Source organism: Rhizobium sp. RHZ02, assembly GCF_014851575.1.
GTDB classification, from domain to species: domain Bacteria; phylum Pseudomonadota; class Alphaproteobacteria; order Rhizobiales; family Rhizobiaceae; genus Rhizobium; species Rhizobium altiplani.
Window position 1 is genome coordinate 33,617 of sequence record NZ_JACUZX010000034.1, and the last position, 25,500, is coordinate 59,116.

The window sequence follows — 25,500 nt, forward strand, 5'->3', positions numbered from 1 at the left end:
TTTGAAGAACGCAAACGTCATTTGACCATCGTCAATTTCAGCAATGTCGCAAATTTGCTCTTTGCGGCCGCATTTATCCATGAGAATGTCGCTTTCAGGATATCGAAACGACGTATTCCAAGCAACGAATAGTGCATTCGCACCTCCAGCACGGATTTGTCTCATGAACAAGATGTCGCACAAGCAACGCTCTCTCGTCTTCTTCATGGTTCCGCAGTTTACGATGCTGCCCTTTTCAGCGGCGATCGATACCCTGCGCATAGCCAACCGCATGCTCGGCTACCAGGCCTACACGTGGCGGCTGACCTCGGTTGACGGGCAGAAGGTCTATTCTTCCTGCGGCATCGGCGTCGAGGCAAATACGTCGCTGGCCGATGAGCGCCGCAATCTCGGCGGCGAATATCGCCCGAGCATGGTGCTGGTCTGTTCCGGCATCGATGTCGAAGACTTCAACAACAAGTCCGTCAGTGCTTGGTTGCGCGAATCCTACAACCGCGGCGTCGCCGTCGGCAGCCTTTGTACCGGCGCGCACATCCTCGCACAGGCGGGGCTTCTGAACGGCAAGCGCTGTGCTATCCACTGGGAAAACCTGCCGGGCTTTTCGGAAGCCTTTCCGCAGGCCGAGGTCTATGCCGATCTCTATGAAGTGGACAGTAATCTCTACACCTGCGCCGGCGGCACGGCGTCGCTGGACATGATGCTGAATCTGATCGGCCAGGATTTCGGCGAAACGCTGGTGAACCGGGTCTGCGAGCAGCATCTGACGGATCGCGTCCGCAGCCCGAACGATCGCCAGCGCCTGCCGCTGCGCGCGCGCCTCGGCGTCCAGAATGCCAAGGTTCTCTCCATCATCGAACTGATGGAAGGCAACCTCTCCGAACCGCTCTCGCTGCTTGAGATCGCGGACGGCGTAGACCTGTCACGCCGCCAGATCGAGCGGTTGTTCCGTCAGGAAATGGGGCGCTCGCCGGCGCGGTATTATCTGGAAATACGGCTTGATCGCGCCCGCCACCTGCTGGTGCAGTCCTCCATGCCGGTCGTCGAAGTCGCCGTCGCCTGTGGCTTCGTTTCGGCCTCACACTTCTCCAAGTGTTATCGCGAACTCTATCATCGCTCGCCGCAACAGGAGCGCGCAGAACGCAAGATGACGATGGCAACCGCACGCCAGGCCATCGCCGCGTGATCTCAGCCCGGGCGGCTATTGAGCCGCCTCCGCCGTCATCCGCGCGTCGGAATAGACCTGATTGCGCCCTTTGTGCTTGGCCATATAGAGAAACTGGTCGGCGGCATTGAGATAGTTGTCGAAGGTTTCATAGTCGGAAATCTCGGCAACGCCGATCGACACGGTGACGGAAAGCTCCTCGTCATCGGCCATCACCTTCATGCGTGAGATATCCGACCGTATCTCATCACACAGCTTGCTCGCGGCCATTGAATCCATCATCGGGAACAAGATCGCAAACTCCTCACCACCGAGGCGCGAAAGAAGGTTGTCGCTTCCCTCGAAGATCGTTGCAAGCCGGTCTGCGACCGCCTTCAGCACCTCGTCTCCGATCTCGTGCCCGTATGTATCGTTCAACCGCTTGAAATGATCGATGTCGAGGATCGCGACAGCGGCCGCGGTCTTCTGGCGCAGGCAGTCATTCACCAGCTTGGGCCCGAGATCGTAGAAGTAGCGGCGATTGTAGAGGCCAGTGAGGTAGTCGCAGGCCGCAGCCGCCCGAAGCTGCTTCAGCTGCGCCAAAGTCTCGACGTTGTTGGCGACCCGGCACTGCAGTTCCTCAGCCACGAACGGCCTATAGAGAAAATCCGAAGCGCCGGCCTTCAGAAAGCTCGCAGAGAGCAGGCGATCGCTCGAAGATGAAACCCCGATGATCCGCAGCCGATCAGAGCCGAAGTGCCGCCGTATCCGCCGCGTCAGCTCGCAACCGCTCATGTCGGGCATATGATGATCAGTGATGACGACCTCGATATCGTCGTAGGTCTCAAGCGCGGCGAAGGCCTCGAGGCCGGAAGCGGCTTCCACAACCATATACTGTTGCGCTTCGAGCAACCCGACCAGGAGTTCGCGCGCGGAAGGGACATCGTCGACCACGAGCACCCGTATCTTCCTGTTCGATAATGCCCGCCTGACGCTGGCAACAACGCTATCGAGCGCGAACTCGTTGTCTTTCAGCACATAGTCGATGACATTGCGCTCCATGATGCGATTGCGCGTATCGAGGTCGAAAGTGGCGGTGAAGACAATGGTCGGGATACTGGCCTGTATGGTGCAGTCGAGCGCCTCGCCATAGGGTGCGTCCGGCAAATTGAGGTCGACAATCGCCATTGTGTAATCGTTTGGCGACTGGGCGATCGTCTCTTCGAGGATTTTCAGGGAGGCGCACGGTTTGACGTTCAGGCCGAGTTCTGCATGAAGCCGGTGGCACAGAACCGCTGAAAACATCCGGGAATCTTCAACCAGGAGCACCCGCTGGCCACCAAAACGTGGTCCGAATCCATCCCGATGGAGATCCTCCTGGAACGCCATTCACTCCTATCCCCCAGAAAGCCGCCGCAGTCCGAATCGACCGTCTTCTCGACTTTTATGAAGATAACTCACAGAAACACGCCTGAGAAGATATCGAGACTTGGCAACACCGGAAATTGCATAAATCTCCGTTTCCGGGGGCGTGAATGCGTCCCATCTACAATCCTCGAGCGCAGGAAGTGCGTCAGGCAACGGCCCGCTCCCTGCGCATCAACTGGATCTGCAGCAGCGTGTCGAGGTTCTGGTTGACGCGGCAGTAGAACTCTTCGTCGATGAATGGGCGCAGCATGAAGTCGTTACCGCCGGCTTTGAGGAACCGCGCCGACAGCAGCCGGTTGGACGATGACGACACGCCGATGATGCGCAACTCGTGCGAGCCGATGTTGGCGCGTATGCGTCGCGTCAGCTCGAAGCCATCGATATCGGGCATGTTGTAGTCGGTGATCATCAAGCCGATGTCGCGATTCGCCTTGAGGATTTCGAGCGCCTTGGCGCCGCTTTCCGCGGTGTTGACCCGGAAATTGTAGCGCTTGAGGCGGCTCGAGAGCAGCGCGCGGGCCGTAGCGCTGTCATCGACAATCAGAACATGATGACGATGATTGGTAAGGAAGCGGCAGATCGATTCGGCAAGAAGATCAACCGCGAAGACATTGTCCTTGAGGATGTAATCGACGATGTCCTTGGCGATCAGCTTGTCGCGCATACCTTCTTGGAACGTGCCGGTGAAGACGATGGTCGGGATGCTGAGATCGACCAGATATTCCAATGCTTCGCCATTTTCGGCACCGGGCAGATTGATGTTGGAAATGGCAAGCGTGATCGGGTCGGCGGACTTGTCATATGACAGCTGCAGCTCTTCGAAACTCCGGCAGATCTCCACGTCGATATCGAAAAGCTCCTTCAGCCGCCTGCCGATCATCGATGTGAAGACATTGGAATCCTCGGCGAGAATAATGCGCGCACCGGCAAACATGCCTCCGGAATATTGCATTCCTGAAATACCCAAAAACGCCATTTCGAAACCTTTTGATAAATTAGTATCCCCGCTTCAAAGCGGTACAGTAGCCGGTTTGAATAAGTATTAATCGGCTGCGGTCACTGACCAACAAAAAGGCGGCCACGAGGGCCGCCCTGACTTTCTTCGAAACATGCTTAAAGGACTATGCCCTCAGCGCGGCGTTGTCCGGATCGAAGGGGCTCTCGCCGACGACGGTGGCGTTGTACGTCGTGCCGAGGATCTTGATCTTCAGCTTCGTGCCTTCCTTGGCGTAGTCGGGACGCAGCATCGCCAGCGCCAGCGACCGATTGATGCGGAAGCCGAAGGTGCCGTTTGTCGCACGTCCGACGAGCTCGCCAGCCTCGTTGTAGATGGCTTCGGAACCGCGGGCATCGACATCGTTGCCGGTCTCGACGACGAGGGTCGCGAAGTTCCACTTCAGCCCCTTGTCCTTGTAGGCCAACAGCCCCTCACGACCGAGGAACTCCTTCTCCGGCTTGATGAAGCGATCAAGCGCCGATTCATAGGCGTTGTACTCGATCGACATCTCGCGGGGGATGAGACGGTAGGACTTCTCGATCGACATCGACAGCATCGCGCGAATACCGAACGGCTTGATGCCGAATTCGGCCCCGGCTTCCATCAGCTTGTCGAAGATGTAGTTCTGCATCTCGATCGGATGATGCAATTCCCAGCCAAGCTCGCCGACGAAATTGACGCGCAGCGCATGTGCGCTCGCAACGCCGATCGAGATCTCCTTGCCCGACAACCACGGGAAGTCCTTGTTCTCAAGGCTCGTCCGCGTGAGCTTCTTGAGCAGGTCACGCGACTTGGGACCGGCAAGCACCAGCACACCGAGTCGCTGCGTGATCTGCTGCAGCCGAACGGAACCATCGGTCGGCGCGAGCCTGCGCAAATAGTCATGGTCGTGCGCCTCGTAGGCGCCGGCTGACACAAGGTAGAAGCGGTTCGGAGCCCATTCATAGACCGTGAACTCGGCGCGAACGCCACCGTGAACCGTCAGCATGTGGCAGAGCGCGATGCGACCGCGCTTCTTCGGGATGGCGTTGGCAAAGATCGATTCCAACCAGGCGCGTGCGCCGGGGCCGGAGACTTCCATCTTGGCGAAGGCGGACATGTCGAGCACACCGACATTCTTGTGCACATTCATTACTTCGTTGCCGACATGCTCGAAGTAGTTCGAGCGCCGGAACGACCAGCGTTCAAGGATGCGACCATCCTCTTCAGGATCGGAGTGATTATGGTTGGTGAGGACATCCTCGCCAACGCCAATCTGATCCTTCGGCAGGTCGTAGCCTTCAGGTGCAAACCAGTTGGCGCGCTCCCAGCCATAGACGGAACCGAAAACAGCACCCAGCTTCTTCAGGCGATCGTAGACCGGCGTCGTCTTCAGCGGACGAGCGGCACCGCGCTCTTCATCGGGATAGTGCATGGTGAAGACGTTGGCGTAGGCCTCTTCGTTCTTGGCGATGAGGTAGCCTTCGGTCGCATAGGGACCGAAACGACGCGGATCGACGCCCATCATGTCGACGGTCGGCTCGCCATCCACGATCCATTCCGCCAACTGCCAACCGGCGCCACCGGCTGCGGTGATCCCGAAGGAGTGCCCCTCGTTGAGCCAGAAATTGCGGAGGCCCGGTGCGGGACCAACAATCGGGTTGCCATCGGGCGTATAGGCGATCGCGCCGTTATAGACCTTCTTGATGCCGACTTCACCAAAAGCAGGGACGCGGGCGATCGCGGTCTCGATATGTGGCATCAGGCGATCGAGCTCTTCCTGGAAGAGTTCGTACTCGCTCTCATCCGACGGACCGTTGACGTAACAGACTGGCGCGCCGTGCTCGTACGGCCCGAGAATGAGGCCGCCATTCTCTTCGCGCATGTACCAGGCGCTGTCGGATTCGCGGAGCACGCCCATCTCCGGCAGGCCCTTGGCCTTGCGCTCGAGGATCGCCGGATGCGGCTCGGTGACGATATACTGGTGCTCGACCGGGATAACCGGAATGTTGATCGCGACCATCTCTCCGGTCTTGCGGGCAAAGTTGCCGGTACAGGAGATGATGTGCTCTGCCGTGATCTCGCCCTTGTCCGTCGTCACCTTCCAGAGGCCATCATGCTGCTGCTCGATCGCGGTGACTGTGGTGTTGCGATAGATCGTGGCACCGCGGTCGCGCGCACCCTTGGCGAGCGCCTGGGTCAGATCTGCAGGCTGGATGTAGCCGTCATCGGGATGCTGGATCGCGCCGAGGAGACCATCCGTCTCGCAGAGCGGCCAAATCTCCTTGACCTGCTCCGACGTCAGTACGTTGACCTTGACGCCAATCGTCTCCGCGATGCCGGCATAGTACATGTACTCGTCCCAGCGATCCTTGGTGCGCGCCAGACGAATGTTGGAAACCTGGCTGAAACCGACGTTCATGCCGGTTTCCTTTTGAAGCTCCTGATAGAACCGAACCGAGTACTTGTGGATCTGGCCGACCGAGTAGCTCATGTTGAACAAAGGCAGCAGACCCGCGGCATGCCATGTCGAACCGGAGGTCAGTTCCTTGCGTTCGATCAGGACGACATCGTCCCAGCCCTTCTTGGCGAGGTGATAAAGCGTCGAAACGCCAACGACGCCGCCGCCGATGACCACTGCGCGCGCATGTGTCTTCATGGAGAATTACCCTCTGTTCTACTAACCTGTCCGACGAATGCCGCCGACGGAAATCGCCTTAGCGAACTATGCAGCGAGGCCGGGCTTGCCAAATGCCTGTTTACGACATGCGAAAAGCTTGCCGCGACTGCATGCAAATAGGCAAGCCGCAAAAGGCCTTTGGTCGAAAATCCGTGGACAAAAATTGTGATCAGAGCGCGCCGTCGTTCACTTTACGACGGCCGACCCCTTGATGATGTCGATCGTTTCGCCGCCATCGAGCCCGATGCGATCACCGTCAGGCGTTGTGATGAAGCAGCCCGACTGGCAGAACGTCTCGGATGCACCAGGATCGAGCACGAGCTGCATCTTGTGACCGCCCTCGGAAAGGACGATCACAACAGCGGCGCTATCGGTATTGGTGATGGAAGCTGCGTGAGTTTGGCCTACGGCCATGAGCGAAAAAAGCAGTACGACGGCAAATCTTGCCATGCAGTGCGGCGCGGATGTTGCGCCCTCCCTCGGAGCGTCTCGGCGCTGCTGCCCCCAGCAGCGAAAACCCGATTGCAGGCGTTATACGGCGACCGCTCTGAACGATCGCTGAACAACGCCTTTACCCCTTGAGATTGCCATCAGCCGACTTACCGCGCAACCGGCGCACAGTGCCGGCCTCGTCGTCCATTTCGCTCGTCTCGGAGACATCTTCGATCTTCGCCGGCGCCTTGCTTGCGGGAGTTGCCCCTCCGACTTGGTCCGGCTGGCGATGGAATACGACATCGCTTTGCGGAAGCGGGATTTGGACGCCCTCCTCCCTGAATCTCTTGAGGATCGCGATCCGGAGATCGTTCCGGACCTTCAGGCCGTCCCCCATGTCAGCAAGCATGAAGCGAAGCTCGAAATCCAGCGAATACGGCCCGAAGCGAAGGAACTCGACATGCGGCTCAGGATTGCGCAGGACGACAGGCACGGCATTCACCAGCTCCAGCAGGATGTCCATCACCTTCTGCGGATCGGAATCGTAGCTCACCGAAACCGGAATTTCGGAGCGCCCCATCTTGTTGCGATGGGTCCAGTTACCGACCGATGCGTTGATCAGCTCGGAATTCGGCACGATGATCGACTGCTTTCGGAATGTCTCGATCTCGGTTGCGCGCACGGAGATGCGCTTCACGATGCCCTCAGCGGTACCGGAAACTACGTGGTCGCCGACCTTGAACGGCCGTTCTACGAGCAAAATCAGACCGGAAACGAAGTTCGACACGATGTTCTGGAGGCCGAAACCGATGCCGACCGAAAGCGCCGAGGCAACGAGCGCGAGGTTTGAGAGGTCGATGCCCGCAGCGGAAACGCCGACAATCGCCGCAAGACCAACGCCAAGGTAGCCGATTCCTGTCTTGACCGAATTTCGAACGCCGAGGTCGACGTGGCTCCGCGCCATGACGTTGCTGTCGAGCCAGCGCTGGATCCAGCGCGTCAGCAGGTAGCCGCCTGCAAAGAGAAGGACACCAGTCATTATCCCGACCAGCGAAATGCTGATCCCACCCAGCCTGACCTCCGTGAGAAGGCGATAGGCGATAAGTTCAAGATCCTGGATGTGGAAGCCCCACAGGAGCAGCACCAGCGGAATCCCAACTATCAGCGCGACGGCCGAGATGCACATGCCAACCAACAGGCCAGCTTGGTCGATGGCAACAGGGCCGAGTTTGAAACGCTTTTGGAGGAAACGACCAAGCGATGTCTCGCCAAAAGTCTCGCTGCGTGAAATCGCTTTGCCCGACAGGAGACCGATATAGGTCGTGACGATGATCGCGCCGGTGATGATCAACTGGGTCGCAACAAAGCGCGCAAGCCCGACATAACCAGTCAGCGCGGTTATGATCAGCCCCGCACCCAGGACGCGCAGAATGATCGCCATGCCCCGCGGCCAATGGCGTCCCGGCGCGTCAGGATCGCCATTTCGCGCCAGCATCGGCCTGCCAAACGAGGCAGCAATCAGGATGAAGCCGATGATCAATGCCGCAATCAAACTTTTGACCACGGTCAGGACGAGTGGGGACCCCATCGCCTCGCTGATGCTGCCGAAGAGGTAGTCAAGCGCATTGACGATGGCCATCGCGAGCAAGCAGGCTCCGATGGAACTCGCACCGCGGTTGGAAAGCTTGACGAGACGCCATTGCGGCTCCTTCGGTGCGAACACCGCATTGGTGAAACGCCTGACGAAATAGATCAACCCGATCGCACCGAAGAGCGCCCCGATGATCGGCGCGATATCCGGTCTCAGAACGTTGAAACTGTTGAGGAAGAAATAGGAGGTCACCAGGAGCGTAGTAAGCGCGAACGTCCGGATCAGCGTCGACCAGAAAGCAATCGAGAGACGATTGATATAGGAGGGCTGCTCGTCCGTTTCCTTACGCTGCAGGTAGCGACCGAAGATGCGGTAACCGCCGGACAACAGCACCAACGCCGTCACAAGCGACATGAAGATGGCCGCGAAGAACGCGAAAGCCTTGAACTTCAGTACAAATCCCAGCCAGCTTCCAAGGGCTTGGACAAACTCCGACCCCTCTTGGACGAAGGCGCGCGCCGCATCGTCAATAACAGAAACCGAGACATCGGTGCGTCGCAGCAAGGTCGCGGCGAAAAGCTGTCGGCGTGTTTCAGCGATAACGTTACCAAGCTTGCTGATGGAAGCAGACAGGGTCTCGGCATCACCGGTAACGGCGTTAATCTGGGCGCGCTCGGCCGTCAGGGCGTTGCGTTCGGTCGTAACGATCTCCGCTTCGGCCGGCTGCCCTTCCTTTGGTGGATCGCCTAGCTCGCCAAGGCGGTTCTTGATCTGGTCGAGCCGCGGCCGGAGGCCGACGGATACGTTGAGAACCGAGCGCCCAAGTTCGTCGGTCTTTCCGGCGAGAGCCACCAGCGCGTCGTCATCGTCGCCTTTCTGCCTTACGCCGTCCTCGAGCGCGACGAGGTCCTGCTTTGCCTTCTCCAGCGCCTTAGCGGCCTGCTCGATCGGACCGTCAGCAACTGAAGCCTGCTCGGTCGCCTGGGGCTGTTGCTCGGCCTGCGGTTGAGGCGCCTGCGCGCTTGCAAGGCTCGCGCCAACGGTCGCCAGCGCAGCGACTAGGAAAATGCGAAGCAAGAGTTGGGTCGGCCGCAAAATATCCCCGCTCGGAAGGTTCTGGATCAAAATTGGAGTCCAGTTTTTCATAGGAAAGAAAGGCAACAGAAAGGCGACGCGCTCAGAAGCCTGCACCCGGCTGTGCCAGATATTCTAGTTCTGCCACGGTCGATTGTCGTCCGACGATGGCGTTTCGATGCGGAAATCGACCGTGGGCGGCGATCACCTTATGGTGGCGAAGCGCATAGTCGATATATTCCTCATCGCCAAGCGCCCTGAATAGTGCCACGGCACGATCCTGCTCGGCCAGATCTTCGCAGTGCTCGAAGGGCATGTAAAAAAACGTCCGGCATTCCGGGCTGACCTGCTGGTCGGCGCCAGCTTCCACGGCAAGCTTTGCTTCCCGCAGCGCAAGCCCATCGGTGGCAAAGGCGAGCGGTGTCGTGCGGTAGATGTTGCGAGGAAACTGGTCCAGCACGATTACTGCGGCAAGCCTGCTGTGGGGCGTCGCACGCCACTCCTCCGACACGTCGCGCGAGAGCGCAAGATGCGTGTCGCGGAAGCGCTTGCGAATATCCCGATCAAGCGCCGTCGTCGCTTTGAACCATTGATCGCGGCCGCACTCCTCGAACCAGAAGTCGAAGACCTCCTGTGGCGTGCAGACATATCCGAGTTCCATACTTCCTCCCGCGAGAGCCGCCCGACTGCACGGCGGCCAACTATTTCGTGCCGATCTTGTGACCCGACACCTCGGCGCCTGCATCCGGCACCAGCCGCAGGAAGCTCACTGACGATATGATGCCGATTGCGCCGACGACAAGAAACGCCCATCGGAAATCGACGAGCCCCGGCCCCTCGACACCGCGCAAGGCGACGGAGATGTTGAGCACCGCCGCCGCGATCGCCACGCCGAGCAACATCGAAATCTGCTGCAGCATGCTCGACAGAGTGGAAGCCGAACTGCGTTGTGCAGAACTGATATCGGCAAAGGCCAGTGTATTCAGTGCCGTGAATTCCATTGAGCGCGAGAGACCCGCGGTCATCAACAGCACGTAGTTAACAATACGCGGCGTCTCGGGTACGAGAAAGCCGCAGGCGGCAATCGCCGATGCAGCAATCAACCCGTTGAAGAAGAGCACCGCGCGAAATCCAAACCTGGCGAGCAGCGGTGTCGTGACGACCTTCATGCCGAGGTTTCCGAGAAAGTAGACCAGCAGATAGGCACCCGCTTCGATCGAGCTCAATCCGAATCCGAGTTGGAAGAGGAGCGGCAAGAGGAAGGGCGTCGCGTTGATCGCGAGACGGCTCGCCGTCCCGCCTGAAAGGGTCGCGATCGCAAAGGTTTGCACTTTGAAGGCAGACAGATCGAGCAATGGATTGCTGACTCGCCGGAAATGCCGGGTCGCCATGACCGAGAGCACGAGCCCTGCCACCAGCATCAGCAAAATTGGTACCAGCCCGCCATGCCATTTCACCGAGAACTCAAGTGCTGCCAGCAGGAAGGTCAATCCGCCGCCGCTGAGAACGAAGCCAAGTAAATCCAGCCGCCCGGCATCTTCCTCGCGCTGTTCCGGCACGAAACGAAGAACCAGCGCCATGCCGAGCACCCCGATCGGCACATTGATGAGGAAGTTCCAATGCCAACTTGCGTAGGTGGTGATGAAGCTGCCGAGCAGCGGACCGACAACGGGAGCCGTCAGCGCCGGCCAGGTTATCAGCGCGATCGCCTGGACGAGCTCCGATTTGCGGGCATTCTTGAGGACAATGATCCGGCCGACCGGCGTCATCAGCGCACTGCCCGCGCCCTGCACCGCGCGGGCGATGACAAACTCCGCAAGCCCATCGGAGAGCCCACAGAAGAGCGATGCGATCGTAAAGACGGCGATCGAGGCCATGAAGACGCGCCGTGCGCCGTATCGATCCCCAAGCCATCCCGAAAGCGGAATGAAGGCCGCCATCGTCAGCATATAGACCGTGATGCCGATGCTCATGGATATCGGTTGAACGCCAAAACTCGCCGCCATCTGCGGCAATGAAGTGGTGACGATGGTGCCGTCGAGAATCTGCATGAAAAACGAAACGGCAACGACCAGCGCGACGATCTTTGCCCTGCGGATGCTCTCCACATCGTCTTTCTCAGTCGTCTGCATAGCTGTCATTGATCTGCCGATGTGGAATGGATGCATCCGGATAGAATGGACACAGAAGCGGGATCCGAGGCGTGCCGAACAGCACTACCGCTTGATAGGCCGATCGGCGCAACCCGAAAAGAGAAAAATCCTGAGATCTCAGAGGATTTTGTGAGTAGGGGCACCGATCAGCGGCGGTTGCGGCTTGCCCCCTACCCGGCTTTTGCACTTCTGGATAAGGCGTCAATCACCGCCTCGGACTCCGCTGTCCAACCGAAGAGCAGCTCGATTGCGAGCAGCGACGCTTCATGGTTGCTGCGCATTGTGTCAGCCGCGATTAGTTCTGCCGTACAGTCCCTAAGCACGATGCAACGATAGTCGCGAAAAGTCGCGTCACGGACTGTGGACTCAACGCAGATGCTGGTCGTGGCACCGGTGAAGATGAGCGTGTTGATCCTCCTGGCGCGAAGGAGGGTATCGAGCGACGTTTCGAAAAATGCACTGTAGCGATGCTTGGAGATCACGGCGTCGCCTGGCTGGGGCTCGAGTTCCGGGATAATTGCAGTGTTCCAGGTATCGCGCACCAGGATTTGGCTTTGGATGCCGTTTGGGGCTACCACGGCTGCCCCGATATTCAGGCGCTTGTGCTTGATGCGATGCGGAGCATCTTCGGTACCGGCATCGGAAAGGTCCGCATTATGCTCTTGCCTGGTGTAGACGATGAGCAATGCGTTACGCCGCGCCGCTTCGAGCAACCGCGAAATCGGCTGAACGAGATGCGCGATGGGCGCGACGTCAAGGCCGGCGCGATCGAACATTCCACCACGGCAGCCGAAGTCGTTCTGCATATCGATGACCATGACGGCAGTCCGGCTAGGATCGAAGCTGACCGCTTCAGGGCGAGCAGCAATGGATAGCTGCATTTCCATTCCCATCCCTCCCAAATCGAGTAGCGTGGTGCTCGAGCTGCCCACAACCATAACACGCTGGAGTCTGCCCGCATCGACCACGGCAAGTCCAAACCCTCGGGAATAGAGCCGGCGACCATAACCGCATAAAGGCAGGATTTGATCCACCGCAACGCCACCTGAGAAAGAACTCGTTATACGCGAATCCTGAAACAGAAACAATTTGACACTTGCATCTTCTGCGGCCACCCTGCCGCAGCAGAGGGGTACTCAGTGCCGGCGCAGGGCAATTGCGACGCCCTGACACACCGTCTCGCTTTTGTACTCTCTTGATCGGCCTCGGAGCACAATTCGATGATCGACACGCTGCTTGTTCTCAACACCGGTTCATCGAGCCTGAAGTTTCAGATCTTCGCGGAACGGGACCTAAACGTGCTGATGAGCGGCAAGGTCACCGGTATTGGTGACACGCCTGAGATGCGTGCGAAGCTTCCCAATGGTGAGGAGACGCGAAGTACCCTGCCCGCGAGCACTGATCACAATCTAGCACTCCGCGCGGTGACCGAGCTCATAGGCGGGCAGGATCACGGCTGGCGCACAACAGCCGTTGCCCATCGCGTTGTCCATGGTGGGCAGACCTTCCGAGAGCCCGTCATTGTCACGCCGGATGTGATGCGCCGCCTCGAGGCGCTGATCCCGTTAGCGCCGCTTCACCAACCCCACAATCTCGCCGGTATCACCGCTTCGGCGAGAATCGCGAGCGGAGCGCCCGATATTGCCTGCTTCGACACAGCCTTTCACGCAGGCCACGACGAGCTGACCAGCAGCTTCGCACTACCGCAGGAGATGCGCGACAAAGGCATGCGCCGCTATGGCTTCCATGGGCTTTCCTATGATTGGATTTCTCAGGTGCTGTCCAAGGACTATCCGGACCTCCATGCCGGCCGTGTCGTTGTTGGCCACCTCGGCAATGGCGCCAGCCTCTGTGCGTTGAAGAACGGCGTCAGCGTCGATACGACGATGAGCATGACCGCGCTCGACGGCATTCCTATGGGAACCCGCAGCGGCTCAATCGATCCGGGCGCCGTTCTCTACATGATCCACGACCTGGAGCTCGGCGTCGAAGCGGTCCAGGATATCCTCTATGAGTGTTCGGGCCTGAAAGGCTTGTCCGGCATCAGCAACGACGTCGAGGCATTGCTTCAAAGCGACGATCCCAAAGCCGCCTTTGCGCTCGAGTATTTTGCCCGCAAAACGGCTCAGCATATCGCGATGATGGCCGTCTCCCTAGGCGGCATCGATGCGCTTGTCTTTACGGGCGGGATTGGCGAGCACGCCGCCCCTGTCCGCGAGGCAATCCTGCGAAGGCTGCGCTTCCTGGGTGATTTCAAAACGCTAGTGATCCCGACCAACGAAGAACGACTGATGGCAACACAAGCGAAAAAGCTTCTCCGTACGGTAGCCTGAGGATCTCCGATCAGGCAACACCGAGCTTGTCGATGAAGCCGCTGACGCCCTTGAGGTTCTCTACCAGGACACGGATGGCGCGCCGCTCCAGTTCGCTCGATACGGTCCCTTCAAGCACCGCTCTGGAATCCTGAACCGATACCTTGATCGCATCGGTGTCGAGACCAAGGTCACCCTGCAGTCGCGCGCGGATGGCGCGGGCGAGAGCATCGTCACCACTTGCCGTTCTCTCGGCCGGCGCCGCAACGATTGCTTTGAGGAGATCGATACGGCTGACGATACCGAGAAGGCGCTTGTCGCTGACGACGGGCACCCGCTTGATCTTGTGCCGGAACATCGCCTCGGCGATCGCCGCAACCGGCGTATCCGGCGTCACGCTGATCACGCTTGCGGACATGACATCCGATACCCGCCAGCTGCGGCTTCGGATATAGTCGTCGAGGTCGACGAGCGACGTCTCATCCGGCTTGCCGGCCGATCTGCCGCCACCGAACTCGATGCGCCGGAGGAGGTCTCCTTCTGTCAGCAGGCCACAAACATTGCCATCGTTGTCGATAACAGGCAGGCCGCTGATATTCTTGGCAACCATCAGGTCTATTGCCTGATGGATGCTGCTATCGGCGCTGATCGTTGTGATGTCGGTGTTCATGATGTCTTGAGCAAACATGCTAATCCCATTGCACTCTGGAGGAAGTCAAATGGTTCCGACGTGACGCTGCGCGAACCGCGCATGCATCCGATGCTGAAAATATTGCGCAAATCCACTCCCAAGTCGATCAGGGATTGCGATCTAATTTGACCGGAGATGCGAAGGCACCGCGCCGACGGAACGGAAGCAGGGTCCTCGCCATCGGCCAAATCACCGGCGGGAATGTCCGGCAGCTACTACAGGGGCCGCCGGAGGGTAGCTCGGCCGAGAATGTTCCTGATGGCGCGCATGAAGACCCGCGATCCGGTCGCGATCAGCTCATCGGGAAAATCGTAGTCGGGGTTGTGCAGTCGCGGATGATCTTCACCCGCCCCGAGAAAGAACATCGCTGCGGGCGCCACAGTCCGGAACAGACCGAAGTCTTCAGAAGCTTTCATTGGCAGCAGGCTACTGACATCGTCATGGCTGACGCCCTCGTCATCCAGGGCACGCCGCAGCTCCTTGACCGCTTCGGCGGAATTGTAGCACTGGCGGAACACGTCCTCGTAACTGATCTCCACCTGCAATTGCCCGGCCTTCGCCTGGGTCTGCACCAGTTCCTCGGCGCGGGAAACCAACGCGGCCATCGCTTCATCGGTCAGCGTCCGCAGGGTCGCCCAGATCTGCGCTTCGCCGGGACTGATCCCAAATGCCGGCTCCCCGAGCCGCGCATGTGTGACCGTAACCAGCGAGTAGTCCGGCCCCAGCGGCCCATTGTTGCCCAACGCCGTCAGATCACCGAGCAACCGCGCCAGCACGAAAGTCGGCGCAATGCCCTGCTCCGGATAAGAGGCGTGCGATGTCTTACCCTTTAGAATGATCTTCATTCCGCGCGATGCGCAATTGACCGGCCCCTCCTTGAGAAGGACGTGTCCGAGCCGGATACCCGGGAAGTTATGAAGCGAGAGCGATAGATCCTGCGTCAGCGTCGCAAACTTCGGATCGGCAAGCACGGCCGCTGCCCCTGCACCGTTCTCCTCGGCCGGCTGGAACATCAGGATAACCCGCCCCTTCGCAGGCCGCTCGTGCCCAAGACCCTTCGCGAGTGCCATCAGGATCGCCATGTGACCGTCATGGCCGCAAAGGTGGCCCTTGCCCGGCACCGTCGAACGGTGCGCGACATCGGAGATTTCCTCGATCGGCAGGCCATCCAGTTCCGCACGGATCATGATCGTCGGACCTGATGCCGCTCCTTCATAGACGGCCGCGAGGCCATGGCCGCCGATGCCGGCAACGATGCGATCTGGCCTCGTGCGGCCGAGTTCCTCTGTAACGCGGGATGCGGTTTCCGCCTCCTCACCCGAGACTTCCGGATTGCGATGAAGTTCCCGTCGAAACGCTTTGATTTCGCTTAGTTCTCCATCAGTCAAAAACATCACCAGAATCCTCGGAACACGAACAGCCTCACCTCAAGAGCGCGAGCCTAACCTGCCCGTTTTCCATAGTCGATGAAGAAGTTCACTACTAAGGTCCGCCACGCGCTGCGGATCGGCAGTTCGCGCCGGCAAGCACCTACCCATATATGAGGTTCCTTTTCATATACAGGCGACGCTACCGACCGAACCGAGCTGCACGCTGCGCTTTTCGGCAGCTACGCATTTGTATATGTAAGGTGGCATTCACAGGAGAAATTGATGGAAGCAGATGACGCTGATCGGTACCGCGCTCCGGCGCTGGACAAGGGGCTCGATATCCTCGAGCTTTTGGCCAGCGTCGAGGAAGGGCTGACCCAGGCGGAGATCGCCAAGCGTCTCGATCGTAGCCCCAACGAATTCTATCGCATGCTCGATCGCCTCGTCCGCCGCGGCTACGTGACGAAGCTGGAGGGTGACCGGTTTACACTGACACTCAAGCTATTCGGGCTGGCCCAGTTGCACGCGCCAACACGCCGGCTGGCGTCTTTCGCAATGCCATTGATGCGTGAACTAGCGCAGAAGACCAAACAGGCGAACCACCTGGTCGTCTTTGACCGCGGTTCGGCGGTGGTGATCGCGCAGCACGAGGCGCCGGATTACTGGGGTCTCTCGATCCGCATCGGGTCGCACATCAGTCTCTTCGACACCGGCTCCGGCCACGTGCTTCTTGCGTTCCGAAGCGATGAAGAGCGGCAGATGATGATCGCGGAACACGTGCGCAGCCGCGCGGAAGTGAATCTCGGACCGGAATTTTACGAGCGCCTCGCCCAGATCCGCGAACACGGTTACGAAATGATGGCGAGCGCCCAGACGGCAGGCGTCAATAACCTTTCCGCTCCTATCCTTGGGCCGGACGGACGCTGCATTGCGGCCCTCACCTGCCCCTATATCGCGCTGGTCAATGCCTCGGCAGCGCCCGATATCAGCCAGACGATCACCATGGTGATGAAGACCGCCAACGAGCTTTCGCTGCTCGCCGGTTCTGACGTCGGAATGCCGACATGACCTGGCAGCACGCCGACATATATTCTCACCTGCAGGCCAGTGCCGAGGAAGCCGGGATCACAACCGCGTTTAATGCCGATCCCCGCAAAGCCTTAAGGTCATTGTCAGCTAGCGATCTCATTAGTCCTGGCGACGGATAGACGCCGTCATGGCCATGGAGGATGCCGCTGGAAGGCAGGCATTCAAGGGAGATAGCGTGTGAACGTATTGCTGGTTGAGGACAACGTCCTTTTGGGAGACGCCGTGCGCGATCACATCGCGGCCGACGGTCATTCGGTCGATTGGTGCCTCAATCTCGCGGAAGCAACCCAAGCGGCCGAAACCGGCAAATACGGCGTCATCCTGCTCGACCTGCGCTTGCCCGATGGTAATGGCTTAACCCTATTGAAGGCGCTTAGACGACAAGCGAACTCCGTCCCCGTCATCATTCTGACGGCGCACGACCAGACTTCGGATCAGATCGAGGGCCTGCGAAGCGGCGCGGACGATTTCCTGGTGAAGCCCTTCGGGCTCTCCGAGCTTTCAGAGCGGATGAAAGCGGCAAACCACAAGCACTGAGAGCTGGATTGGCATCCCGAGGCAATCGATACAACGATAGAGCCTATTCCGGCTGTTGCGTTGCAGCAGCCTCGCTGTCTCATCGCTGAAGGCTTGCGAGTTTATCCGCCTGTCGGCGGCATCCGGCGAAAACATCCAGATTCGGATCGTAGGCCTTGGTCGCCACGTCCATGAGCCCGAGCACACTGTGGAAGAAGTTGTCGTGCGAACGGTCCCTGTCTGCCTGCTTAGCCACGCAACTCATATCGAAGCCGGCCCCCTTCGCGAGATCGTCACTGACCCACGCCAGGAACGGCACGTGCGTCTGCTGCGACGGCGCTACGATATAGGGCGCGCCATGCAGGTAGATTCCGTTTTCGCCAAGCGATTCACCGTGATCCGACACGTAGATCGCTGCACCGGCAACCTTGTCGGAATGCTGCTTGAGCTTATCGATGACCGTCGAGACAATGTGGTCCGTGTAGAGGATCGTATTGTCATAGGCGTTGGTAATCTCTTCGGCCGTGCAGCTGCCGAAATCATTCGCCTGGCAATCAGGAACGAAACGTCGGTATTCATCGGGATAACGAGCGAAGTAGGCTGGCCCATGGCTTCCGAGCTGGTGCAAGACCAGCACGCTGTCACCCTTTACGTGGTCGAGCCAATCGTCGACCTTGTCGAGAAGGATAGCGTCGAGGCACTCACCATCCTTGCAAAAACGTGGATCGGCCGACTCCGGCAAGAACGTGAACGGGACCCGGTCGGTGACATGATAGCTGCCGGTGTCATTATCCAGCCAGGATACGTCCACCTTGGCATGGCTCAGCACGTCGAGGAGGTTCTCGGTCGCAAGGCCCTTCCGGTGCGTATAGGCTGTTCGCGGATAGACCGAAAACATGCACGGGATAGAAATTGCCGTCGCTGTGCCGCAGCTGGTCGTTTTCGGAAAATAGACAACGTTCCGCTTTTCGAGCTCCGGATTGGTTTTCCGCGCATAACCGCCAAGCGAGAAGTCATCGGCACGCGCTGTCTCGCCCGCAACGATGATCGTTACGCGCGGCTTGTTAAGGCCGGCAGTGTTCACCCGATGCGCATCCGTACCGAGCGGCTCGGCGACGACATGCGCATCCTGCTCGGACGAAACCGCAAAGCGAATGGTGCTGGTGATCGGTACGAATGGGTTCAGCCGGTCGAGGATGTCTCTGTGGGCGCGCCCGACGCCCGCAAAGGCACGGTAGTCGCCGAATCCGATCACGACGAAGACAGCCAGGCAAGCCACGATCACGCCGGTATTATGAGCAAGTTTGGACAGCACCGGGCGATGCCGGATGCGTACCCAGAGGATGACGAGTGACGGAAGTATACCAGTGAGCATCAAATAAAGGGCAAAACGCGTCGTTATCAGATGCCCTGCCTCCGCGCCCGTCGACACCGCCGCGTTGCGGATCATTTCCTTGTCCACGACCACGCCGAACTGATCGGTAAACCAGGAGCCGGCGGCTGCCGCGAGAACGAAGAAGATCAAAAAAGGCTTGGTGACATATTTGGCGGAGAAGGCCGTGATGATTGCCATGCTCACAGCCGAAATGCCGATGACAAAGAGCACGAACGAGAGATGATCGGACGCAAAATAGCTAAAGGCCGTGCTCCAGAACGATCTGTTTGTCACAAGAAGCAGGTAGAGAGTCGTAGCAAGGCAAAGCGTCACGCTGCCGATTGCGGGCCGCCGCTCGATCAGGCGGACCTTGGTGGCATTATCTTCCAATTGGTCGTCTCCGCGTCCAGATTTTGGCGTCGACGGAACCAGGATCGAATCATCTGTAGTTGATGGCCGTCGAAGAATATTCGCCAGCCATGACCGGATTTTCTGACAGTCACCTGAATAACCTTGGCAAGCGCTACGGCCGTTCGGCTACCCCTGGATCCCAAAATACCTTTCGAGGCCCTTCCAGCTCCTGTCCATCGCGTAGGTTCCCGACAGGTAAGGAATGGCAATATGGCCGTAGTAGACCGAGAGCTGACGCTCGGCGACGTCCTCATTGATACCGGCCACTTGTTGGCTGTAGAGGACCGACACGAGTCCTGTCCTATCGGCGCCAGATTGGCAGTGGAGAAGGATGGGCTTTGGTGCCGCTCTCATGATCGCCAGCAGCTGCTCGGCGCGCTCGGGCGACAAGACCTTGGACGGCGACATTTCGAAGTCGATATGCTGAACGCCGAGACCGCGTGCAGTTGCAATCTCGTCGGCATACCATTTCTTGCCAACGTGCATCCCGCGCAGGTTTATGACCGTCTCGATGCCATGACTACGCACGTAAGATGCCAGCTGCTCAGGCGAGGGTTGCGCCGAACGGTAGAGCTGATCCGCGATGACGGCGTGAAAATTCCCGCTCGCTTGGAGATAAACAATATAGCCCCCGAACATCGCGCCAATCGTAACGGTGCCGATGAGGGATGCCTTCCACCACCGAAAATTCCACAGGCGTTTCATGCCAACCTCGTCGCAACTTTTGCAGCGAGCTAGCATTGCCGGTTTGGCCTGACAACCACCTGAAAACGGCGTCCTGATGGTGGCGTGACGACGGTCAGGCCAACTGATTGCTGAATTGCGCGCCCGACAAGGTGCGTGAGACCGCATTGCGCCAGCCAGCGATCTTCCTCTGTCGCTCTGCCTCCTCCATGGAGGGTTGGAACCGCCGGCTGCACGCCCATGCTTTTCCGAAACTCTCCTTGTCGGGCCAAACCCCTGCTCGCGAACCGGCGAGCCAGGCCGCGCCGAGCGCCGTCGTCTCGACGACAGCCGACCGATCCACCGGGTTTCCGACAACGTCGGCAAGACGCTGCATCGTCCAGTCGGAACTTGCCATGCCGCCATCGACACGCAGGACCGTCTCAATGTGATGGCCGCCCCAATCCTTCCGCATCGCGATGAGGAGATCGAGCGTCTGGTAGGCGACAGACTCGAGCACGGCGCGCGCCAATTCCGCCGGCCCGCTGTTCCTGGTCAAACCGAAGATCGCACCCCTCGCCTCCGGGTCCCAATAGGGAGCACCGAGGCCGGTAAAGGCCGGCACCACATAGACCTGCTGATTGGGATCGGCCCTCATCGCCAGCGTGCCGCTCTCCGATGCGTTTGAAATCAAGCCGAGGCCGTCGCGTAGCCATTGCACCGCCGCACCGGCGATGAAGATCGATCCTTCCAGCGCATAGGTGGTTTCGCCGCCGAGCCGATAGGCGATCGTCGTGATCATCCGGTTGCTGGATGTTACGCAATCCCGCCCCGTATTCAGCAAGGCAAAGCAGCCCGTCCCATAGGTCGATTTCATCATGCCCGCTTCGAAGCAGGCACTACCTATAGTTGCTGCCTGTTGGTCGCCCGCAACACCGAGGATCGGTATCGGCGCACCGAAGATATCCGGATCAGTGACGCCGAAATCGTCCGCGCAGTCCTTGACCTCCGGAAGCATGGATGCCGGGATCCTGAGCAGGCCGAGAAGCTCCTCGTCCCACCTGCCCTCGGTAATGTTGAAAAGCAGCGTTCGCGACGCGTTGGTGGCATCAGTCGCATGAACGCGTCCGCCAGTCAGATTGAAGATCAGCCAGCTGTCGACCGTGCCGAAACAGACCTCGCCTGCCTCGGCGCGCTCCCGCAATCCGTCGACGTTGTCGAGCAGCCAGCGCAGCTTGGTCCCGGAGAAATAGGGATCGAGCAGCAGACCCGTCTTCGCGCTGAACAGTTTCTCATATCCATCCGCCTTGAGACTATCGCAGACTTCAGCCGTCCGCCTGTCCTGCCAGACGATCGCCTTGTTAAGCGCCCTGCCCGACTTGCGTTCCCAGACGACCGTTGTCTCGCGCTGGTTGGTGATGCCAATCGCGGCGATATCGGTGAGTGGAATGTTGGCATTCGCCAGCGCTTGCCGCGCCGTGCTAACCACGCTCGTCCAGATCTCATTCGGATCATGCTCGACCCAGCCTGGCTGCGGATAGGATTGTTTGATCTCCTCCTGTGCTGACGAGATCATCTTCATCCCGGCGTCGAAGACGATCGCACGCGAGGACGTCGTGCCCTGGTCGATCGCGAGAATATGGCCGCTCATTGTCTTCTCCGGCGCAATAGCTCACCTCGCCGGCGCGAACGCGCCAGCGGAGGCGATAGGTCATTCATAGGAGGGTGTAATGCCGACGTTATGCGGTCGGCGGTTGGCCGGGGCACACACCCCGGCCAACCTTGCTGATCAGTTCGACTGCCAGCTCTTGACCAGTTCGTCGTAGTTAACGGTAACCGGCTTTTCCTTCTCGTTCTCGATCTTCAGCTGCGGCGCGAGGTTGCCCTTGGCGACCGCATCCTTGTTCCAGAACTCGAGATCATGCTCTTCGGCGAGCTTCGGACCGATATCGCCCTGCACTCCGGCGCGTTCCAGTCGCTGCATCACCTTTTCCTGTTCGGAGCAAAGCGAGTCCATCGCTTCCTGCGCGGTCTTCGCACCGGACGACGCATCGCCGACCGCCTGCCACCAAAGCTGAGCGAGCTTCGGATAGTCAGGAACGTTCGTACCGGTCGGCGACCACTGGACGCGGGCGGGCGAGCGGTAGAACTCGACCAGACCGCCAAGCTTCGGAGCGCGCTCCGTGAAGCTCTTGTCGCGAATGGTGGACTCGCGGATGAAGGTCAGACCGACGTGGCTCTTCTTCACGTCGACCGTCTTCGAGGTCACGAACTGCGCATAGAGCCAAGCGGCCTTGGCGCGATCGTCAGGCGTCGACTTCATCAGCGTCCAGGAACCGACGTCCTGGTAGCCGAGCTTCATGCCGTCCTTCCAGTAGACGCCGTGCGGGCTTGGCGCCATGCGCCACTTCGGCGTACCGTCCTCGTTGACGACTGGCAGACCGGGCTTGACGGCATCGGCCGTGAAGGCGGTGTACCAGAAGATCTGCTGGGCGACTTCGCCCTGCGCCGGCACAGGACCGGATTCGGAGAAGTTCATGCCCTGCGCTGCCGGCGGTGCATAGGCCTTCAACCAATCCAGATACTTCTGGATCGAGTAGACGGCAGCCGGGCCGTTCGTATCGCCGCCACGCGCAACGCACGAACCAACCGGACGCGAGTTCTCGTCGACCTTGATGCCCCACTCGTCGACCGGAAGGCCGTTCGGAAGGCCCTTGTCGCCGTTGCCGGCCATCGATAGCCAGGCATCGGTGAAGCGCCATCCGAGTGATGGGTCCTTCTTGCCGTAGTCCATGTGGCCGAAGACCTTCTTGCCGTTGATCTCACGGCCGGTGAAGAATTCGGCGATGTCCTCGTAGGCAGACCAGTTGACCGGAACGCCGAGATCGTAACCATACTTCGCCTTGAAGTCGGCCTTGTTCTTCTCGTCGTTGAACCAGTCGTAGCGGAACCAGTAGAGGTTCGCGAACTGCTGGTCGGGAAGCTGGTAAAGCTTCTTGTCCGGTGCAGTCGTGAACTTGGTGCCGACGAAGTCGTTGATATCGAGGCCCGGGTTGGTGACATCCTTGCCTTCGTTCGCCATCCAGTCGGTCAGCGAGCGGGCCTGCTGGTAGCGCCAATGCGTACCGATGAGGTCCGAGTCATTGACATAGGCGTCATAGATGTTTTCGCCCGACTGCATCTGCGTCTGCAGCTTTTCGACAACGTCGCCTTCGCCGATGAGATCGTGCGTGATCTTGATACCGGTGATCGCGGTGAAGGCCGGCGCCAGAACCTTCGATTCATATTCGTGCGTCGTCAGGGTTTCGGAAACGACCTTGATGTCCATGCCGGCGAAAGGCTTCGCCGCATCCATGAACCACTGCATTTCCTTTTCCTGGTCCGCGCGGGAAAGCGTCGAAAGATCGCCGATTTCCTTGTCCAGGAAAGTTTTCGCTTCATCCATGCCGGCATAGGCGGCGCCCGCCATGGTCAGCAACATGCCTGCTGTTGTCGCTAGTAAATGCCTTCGCATAATATCCTCCCAGGGTTGCGATTGCAGTCTTCACGTTCAGGCGGCCAGTACCCCCGGCCATCTGTATTTCCCTGCCGTCACACGTAGCGGAAGACGCCGATGGCGTAGACTACGGAGAGGGCAAGAGCCCACCACAGGTTGGGTCCGACAAGACCCAGCCATGCGAGATGTATGTATGCTGCGCCAAGCAGCGACACGAAGAGCCGATCCCCTCGCGTGGTTTCGAACCTGAGGATTCCGACGCGCGGCGAGCCGCCAGGCACGAAATACTCCCAGATGCTCATGCCAACGAGCAGCATGAAAATCGCCAGGAAAAACAATGCAGTCGGCAGCGTCCACGCCATCCAGGAAAAGTTCATGAGTGGTCCTCCCTTGTCAGACGCGGCCGAGCGCGAAGCCCTTGGCGATGTAATTGCGTACGAAGTAGATGACGAGCGCGCCGGGGATGATGGTCAGCACACCGGCAGCCGCCAGCACACCCCAATCCATCCCTGCAGCGGAGACGGTGCGCGTCATGATCGCCGAAATCGGCTTTGCGGCAGTCGTCGTCAGCGTGCGGGCCAGCAGCAATTCCACCCACGAGAACATGAAGCAGAAGAAGGCGGCGACACCGATCCCTGACGCGATCAGCGGCATGAAGATCCTCACGAAGAACCGCGGGAAGGAATAGCCGTCGATATAGGCCGTTTCGTCGATCTCCTTCGGCACGCCGGACATGAAGCCTTCCAGGATCCAGACTGCCAGCGGCACGTTGAACAGGCAGTGGGCGAGCGCCACGGCGATGTGCGTATCGATCAGCCCGAAAGCCGAATAGAGCTGGAAGAACGGCAGCGCGAAGACGGCCGGCGGTGCCATGCGGTTCGTCAGCAGCCAGAAGAACAGATGCTTGTCGCCCAGGAACCGGTAGCGCGAGAAGGCATAGGCCGCAGGCAGCGCCGCCAGCACCGAGATCACCGTATTCATGACCACGTAGATGATCGAGTTGATGTAGCCGTTGTACCAGGAGGGATCGGTGAAGATCACCATGTAGTTCCCGAGCGTCGGGTTCTGCGGCCACAGCGAGAAGGCGCCGGTGATCTCGGCATTCTCCTTGAAGCTCATGTTCATCAGCCAGTAGATCGGCAGCAGCAGAAAGATGATGTAGACCGTCGAAACGACCCAGGAGAAGTTGCCCGCAGGCTTGTATTTCATTGTTTGAGCCATGGTCCTCTCCTTTCTCAGGCGTTCGCGTCGCTGCTGGTCATGACGGTGTAGAAGACCCATGACAGAAGCAGGATGATAAGGAAGTAGATGATCGACATTGCCGCTGCCGGACCGAGGTCAAACTGGCCAACGGCCATCTTCACAAGGTCAATCGACAGGAAGGTGGTCGAGTTGCCGGGACCGCCGCCGGTGACGACGAAAGGTTCGGTGTAGATCATGAAGCTGTCCATGAAACGCAGCAGGACGGCGATGAGTAGCACGCGCTTCATCTTCGGCAGCTGGATGTAGCGGAAGACGGACCAGCGCGACGCGCCGTCGATCTTCGCTGCCTGATAATACGCATCCGGGATCGAAACGAGGCCGGCATAGCAGAGCAGCACCACAAGGCTCGTCCAGTGCCAGACGTCCATCAGGATGATGGTGATCCACGCATCGAGGGGGTCGCGGACATAGTTGTAGTCAAACCCCATTGCCTCAAGCGTATGACCAAGCAGGCCGATGTCGACACGCCCGAAAACCTGCCAGATGGTGCCGACCACGTTCCACGGAATGAGCAGCGGCAGCGCCATCAGCACGAGGCAGATCGGTACGCCGATCCCCTTCTTCGGCATGTTGAGGGCAATGAAGATGCCAAGCGGGATCTGCAGCGCCAGAACGATCAGCGAGAAGACGAGATTGCGCTGCAACGCCGCCCAGAAGCGGTCGGAATGAAGCGTCTGCACGAACCAGTCAGTCCCCGCCCAGAAGAACTCGTTGTTCCCGAACGTATCTTGGACCGAGTAGTTCACAACGGTCATCAGCGGAATGACAGCCGAGAAGGCGACCAGCACAAGGACCGGCAGAACCAGAAACCAGGCTTTGTTGTTCCAGGTCTTTTCCAT

At 59.2% G+C, this 25,500-nt stretch carries 21 protein-coding genes; 4 read left to right on the top strand and 17 right to left on the bottom strand.

Translation table 11 applies throughout. The features are described from left to right. Window positions 1-163 precede the first annotated feature (163 nt). Window positions 164-1,183: a GlxA family transcriptional regulator gene (locus IB244_RS28840; protein ID WP_018854697.1), complete on the top strand. Its 1,020-nt coding sequence runs from the start codon at window positions 164-166 to the stop codon at window positions 1,181-1,183. Between the two features lie 15 nt (window positions 1,184-1,198). On the opposite strand, the gene IB244_RS28845 is transcribed toward IB244_RS28840, so the two are convergent. From IB244_RS28845 to IB244_RS28880, 8 genes are all read right to left on the bottom strand, one after another. After that, window positions 1,199-2,530: a diguanylate cyclase gene (locus tag IB244_RS28845; RefSeq protein ID WP_018117040.1), complete on the bottom strand. Its 1,332-nt coding sequence runs from the start codon at window positions 2,528-2,530 to the stop codon at window positions 1,199-1,201. Window positions 2,531-2,714: 184 nt separating this feature from the next. Then, window positions 2,715-3,545, bottom strand: coding sequence for a response regulator (locus IB244_RS28850; protein WP_192306534.1), 831 nt, complete (start codon window positions 3,543-3,545; stop codon window positions 2,715-2,717). A 145-nt stretch (window positions 3,546-3,690) separates the two neighbouring features. Next, window positions 3,691-6,204, bottom strand: coding sequence for an FAD-dependent oxidoreductase (locus tag IB244_RS28855; protein WP_192306536.1), 2,514 nt, complete (start codon window positions 6,202-6,204; stop codon window positions 3,691-3,693). 207 nt (window positions 6,205-6,411) lie between these two features. After that, window positions 6,412-6,675 carry a hypothetical protein gene (locus IB244_RS28860; protein WP_192306538.1) on the bottom strand — a complete coding sequence of 88 codons (264 nt, stop codon included), beginning with the start codon at window positions 6,673-6,675 and terminating at the stop codon, window positions 6,412-6,414. A gap of 121 nt (window positions 6,676-6,796) precedes the next feature. Then, window positions 6,797-9,394, bottom strand: coding sequence for a mechanosensitive ion channel domain-containing protein (locus tag IB244_RS28865; protein WP_409564092.1), 2,598 nt, complete (start codon window positions 9,392-9,394; stop codon window positions 6,797-6,799). A gap of 31 nt (window positions 9,395-9,425) precedes the next feature. Beyond that, window positions 9,426-9,983 (bottom strand): DUF924 family protein, encoded by a 558-nt coding sequence (locus IB244_RS28870; RefSeq protein WP_018854692.1) that lies wholly within the window; start codon window positions 9,981-9,983, stop codon window positions 9,426-9,428. Between the two features lie 40 nt (window positions 9,984-10,023). Then, window positions 10,024-11,463, bottom strand: coding sequence for an MFS transporter (locus tag IB244_RS28875; protein ID WP_192306540.1), 1,440 nt, complete (start codon window positions 11,461-11,463; stop codon window positions 10,024-10,026). A 182-nt stretch (window positions 11,464-11,645) separates the two neighbouring features. Next, window positions 11,646-12,590 (bottom strand): cysteine hydrolase, encoded by a 945-nt coding sequence (locus tag IB244_RS28880; RefSeq protein ID WP_312867284.1) that lies wholly within the window; start codon window positions 12,588-12,590, stop codon window positions 11,646-11,648. Between the two features lie 105 nt (window positions 12,591-12,695). Here IB244_RS28880 and IB244_RS28885 point away from each other — a divergent pair, with 105 nt between their 5' ends. Further along, window positions 12,696-13,808: an acetate/propionate family kinase gene (locus IB244_RS28885; protein WP_192240547.1), complete on the top strand. Its 1,113-nt coding sequence runs from the start codon at window positions 12,696-12,698 to the stop codon at window positions 13,806-13,808. Window positions 13,809-13,818: 10 nt separating this feature from the next. Here the strand turns inward: IB244_RS28885 and IB244_RS28890 are convergent, their stop codons facing one another. Both IB244_RS28890 and IB244_RS28895 read right to left on the bottom strand, forming a co-directional pair. Next, the gene (locus IB244_RS28890; protein ID WP_018854688.1) at window positions 13,819-14,475 is read right to left on the bottom strand and encodes a CBS domain-containing protein; all 657 of its coding nucleotides are present in this window, start codon (window positions 14,473-14,475) and stop codon (window positions 13,819-13,821) included. Between the two features lie 218 nt (window positions 14,476-14,693). Beyond that, window positions 14,694-15,872, bottom strand: a complete 1,179-nt coding sequence (locus IB244_RS28895; protein WP_018854687.1) for an amidohydrolase — start codon at window positions 15,870-15,872, stop codon at window positions 14,694-14,696. 258 nt (window positions 15,873-16,130) lie between these two features. Between IB244_RS28895 and IB244_RS28900 the strand changes: the two genes are divergently transcribed. Together IB244_RS28900 and IB244_RS28905 are read left to right on the top strand one after the other, a co-directional pair. Next, on the top strand, window positions 16,131-16,916 hold the full coding sequence (locus tag IB244_RS28900; protein WP_018854686.1) for an IclR family transcriptional regulator: 786 nt from the start codon (window positions 16,131-16,133) through the stop codon (window positions 16,914-16,916). 198 nt (window positions 16,917-17,114) lie between these two features. Beyond that, window positions 17,115-17,474 (top strand): response regulator, encoded by a 360-nt coding sequence (locus IB244_RS28905; protein ID WP_018117053.1) that lies wholly within the window; start codon window positions 17,115-17,117, stop codon window positions 17,472-17,474. Window positions 17,475-17,553: 79 nt separating this feature from the next. Here the strand turns inward: IB244_RS28905 and IB244_RS28910 are convergent, their stop codons facing one another. The 7 genes from IB244_RS28910 to IB244_RS28940 all read right to left on the bottom strand — a co-directional run bounded on the left by IB244_RS28910 (window position 17,554) and on the right by IB244_RS28940 (window position 25,500). Next, the gene (locus tag IB244_RS28910; RefSeq protein WP_192306542.1) at window positions 17,554-19,218 is read right to left on the bottom strand and encodes a phosphoethanolamine transferase; all 1,665 of its coding nucleotides are present in this window, start codon (window positions 19,216-19,218) and stop codon (window positions 17,554-17,556) included. Between the two features lie 147 nt (window positions 19,219-19,365). Next, on the bottom strand, window positions 19,366-19,944 hold the full coding sequence (locus IB244_RS28915; RefSeq protein ID WP_018854683.1) for a dual specificity protein phosphatase family protein: 579 nt from the start codon (window positions 19,942-19,944) through the stop codon (window positions 19,366-19,368). 94 nt (window positions 19,945-20,038) lie between these two features. Then, entirely contained in the window at window positions 20,039-21,553 is a 1,515-nt protein-coding gene (gene glpK / locus IB244_RS28920) for a glycerol kinase GlpK (RefSeq protein ID WP_112666673.1), read from the bottom strand. 138 nt (window positions 21,554-21,691) lie between these two features. Continuing rightward, window positions 21,692-23,416 carry an ABC transporter substrate-binding protein gene (locus IB244_RS28925; protein WP_041912341.1) on the bottom strand — a complete coding sequence of 575 codons (1,725 nt, stop codon included), beginning with the start codon at window positions 23,414-23,416 and terminating at the stop codon, window positions 21,692-21,694. A gap of 77 nt (window positions 23,417-23,493) precedes the next feature. After that, the gene (locus IB244_RS28930; protein WP_018117058.1) at window positions 23,494-23,775 is read right to left on the bottom strand and encodes a DUF2160 domain-containing protein; all 282 of its coding nucleotides are present in this window, start codon (window positions 23,773-23,775) and stop codon (window positions 23,494-23,496) included. A gap of 16 nt (window positions 23,776-23,791) precedes the next feature. Continuing rightward, window positions 23,792-24,619, bottom strand: coding sequence for a carbohydrate ABC transporter permease (locus IB244_RS28935; RefSeq protein ID WP_018117059.1), 828 nt, complete (start codon window positions 24,617-24,619; stop codon window positions 23,792-23,794). A gap of 14 nt (window positions 24,620-24,633) precedes the next feature. Further along, on the bottom strand, window positions 24,634-25,500 hold the full coding sequence (locus tag IB244_RS28940; protein WP_018117060.1) for a carbohydrate ABC transporter permease: 867 nt from the start codon (window positions 25,498-25,500) through the stop codon (window positions 24,634-24,636).

Excerpts from the sequence above, each read along its gene's own strand:
- IB244_RS28895 (WP_018854687.1), bottom strand. The coding sequence starts at position 15,872 with ATGTTTTTGACTGATGGAGAACTAAGCGAAATCAAAGCGTTTCGACGG.
- IB244_RS28885 (WP_192240547.1), top strand. The coding sequence starts at position 12,696 with ATGATCGACACGCTGCTTGTTCTCAACACCGGTTCATCGAGCCTGAAG.
- IB244_RS28855 (WP_192306536.1), bottom strand. The coding sequence starts at position 6,204 with ATGAAGACACATGCGCGCGCAGTGGTCATCGGCGGCGGCGTCGTTGGC.
- IB244_RS28935 (WP_018117059.1), bottom strand. The coding sequence starts at position 24,619 with ATGGCTCAAACAATGAAATACAAGCCTGCGGGCAACTTCTCCTGGGTC.
- IB244_RS28940 (WP_018117060.1), bottom strand. The coding sequence starts at position 25,500 with ATGGAAAAGACCTGGAACAACAAAGCCTGGTTTCTGGTTCTGCCGGTC.
- IB244_RS28890 (WP_018854688.1), bottom strand. The coding sequence starts at position 14,475 with ATGTTTGCTCAAGACATCATGAACACCGACATCACAACGATCAGCGCC.
- IB244_RS28875 (WP_192306540.1), bottom strand. The coding sequence starts at position 11,463 with ATGACAGCTATGCAGACGACTGAGAAAGACGATGTGGAGAGCATCCGC.
- IB244_RS28915 (WP_018854683.1), bottom strand. The coding sequence starts at position 19,944 with ATGAAACGCCTGTGGAATTTTCGGTGGTGGAAGGCATCCCTCATCGGC.
- IB244_RS28850 (WP_192306534.1), bottom strand. The coding sequence starts at position 3,545 with ATGGCGTTTTTGGGTATTTCAGGAATGCAATATTCCGGAGGCATGTTT.
- IB244_RS28900 (WP_018854686.1), top strand. The coding sequence starts at position 16,131 with ATGGAAGCAGATGACGCTGATCGGTACCGCGCTCCGGCGCTGGACAAG.
- IB244_RS28925 (WP_041912341.1), bottom strand. The coding sequence starts at position 23,416 with ATGCGAAGGCATTTACTAGCGACAACAGCAGGCATGTTGCTGACCATG.
- IB244_RS28930 (WP_018117058.1), bottom strand. The coding sequence starts at position 23,775 with ATGAACTTTTCCTGGATGGCGTGGACGCTGCCGACTGCATTGTTTTTC.
- IB244_RS28840 (WP_018854697.1), top strand. The coding sequence starts at position 164 with ATGAACAAGATGTCGCACAAGCAACGCTCTCTCGTCTTCTTCATGGTT.
- IB244_RS28860 (WP_192306538.1), bottom strand. The coding sequence starts at position 6,675 with ATGGCAAGATTTGCCGTCGTACTGCTTTTTTCGCTCATGGCCGTAGGC.
- IB244_RS28865 (WP_409564092.1), bottom strand. The coding sequence starts at position 9,394 with ATGAAAAACTGGACTCCAATTTTGATCCAGAACCTTCCGAGCGGGGAT.
- glpK (WP_112666673.1), bottom strand. The coding sequence starts at position 21,553 with ATGAGCGGCCATATTCTCGCGATCGACCAGGGCACGACGTCCTCGCGT.
- IB244_RS28870 (WP_018854692.1), bottom strand. The coding sequence starts at position 9,983 with ATGGAACTCGGATATGTCTGCACGCCACAGGAGGTCTTCGACTTCTGG.
- IB244_RS28845 (WP_018117040.1), bottom strand. The coding sequence starts at position 2,530 with ATGGCGTTCCAGGAGGATCTCCATCGGGATGGATTCGGACCACGTTTT.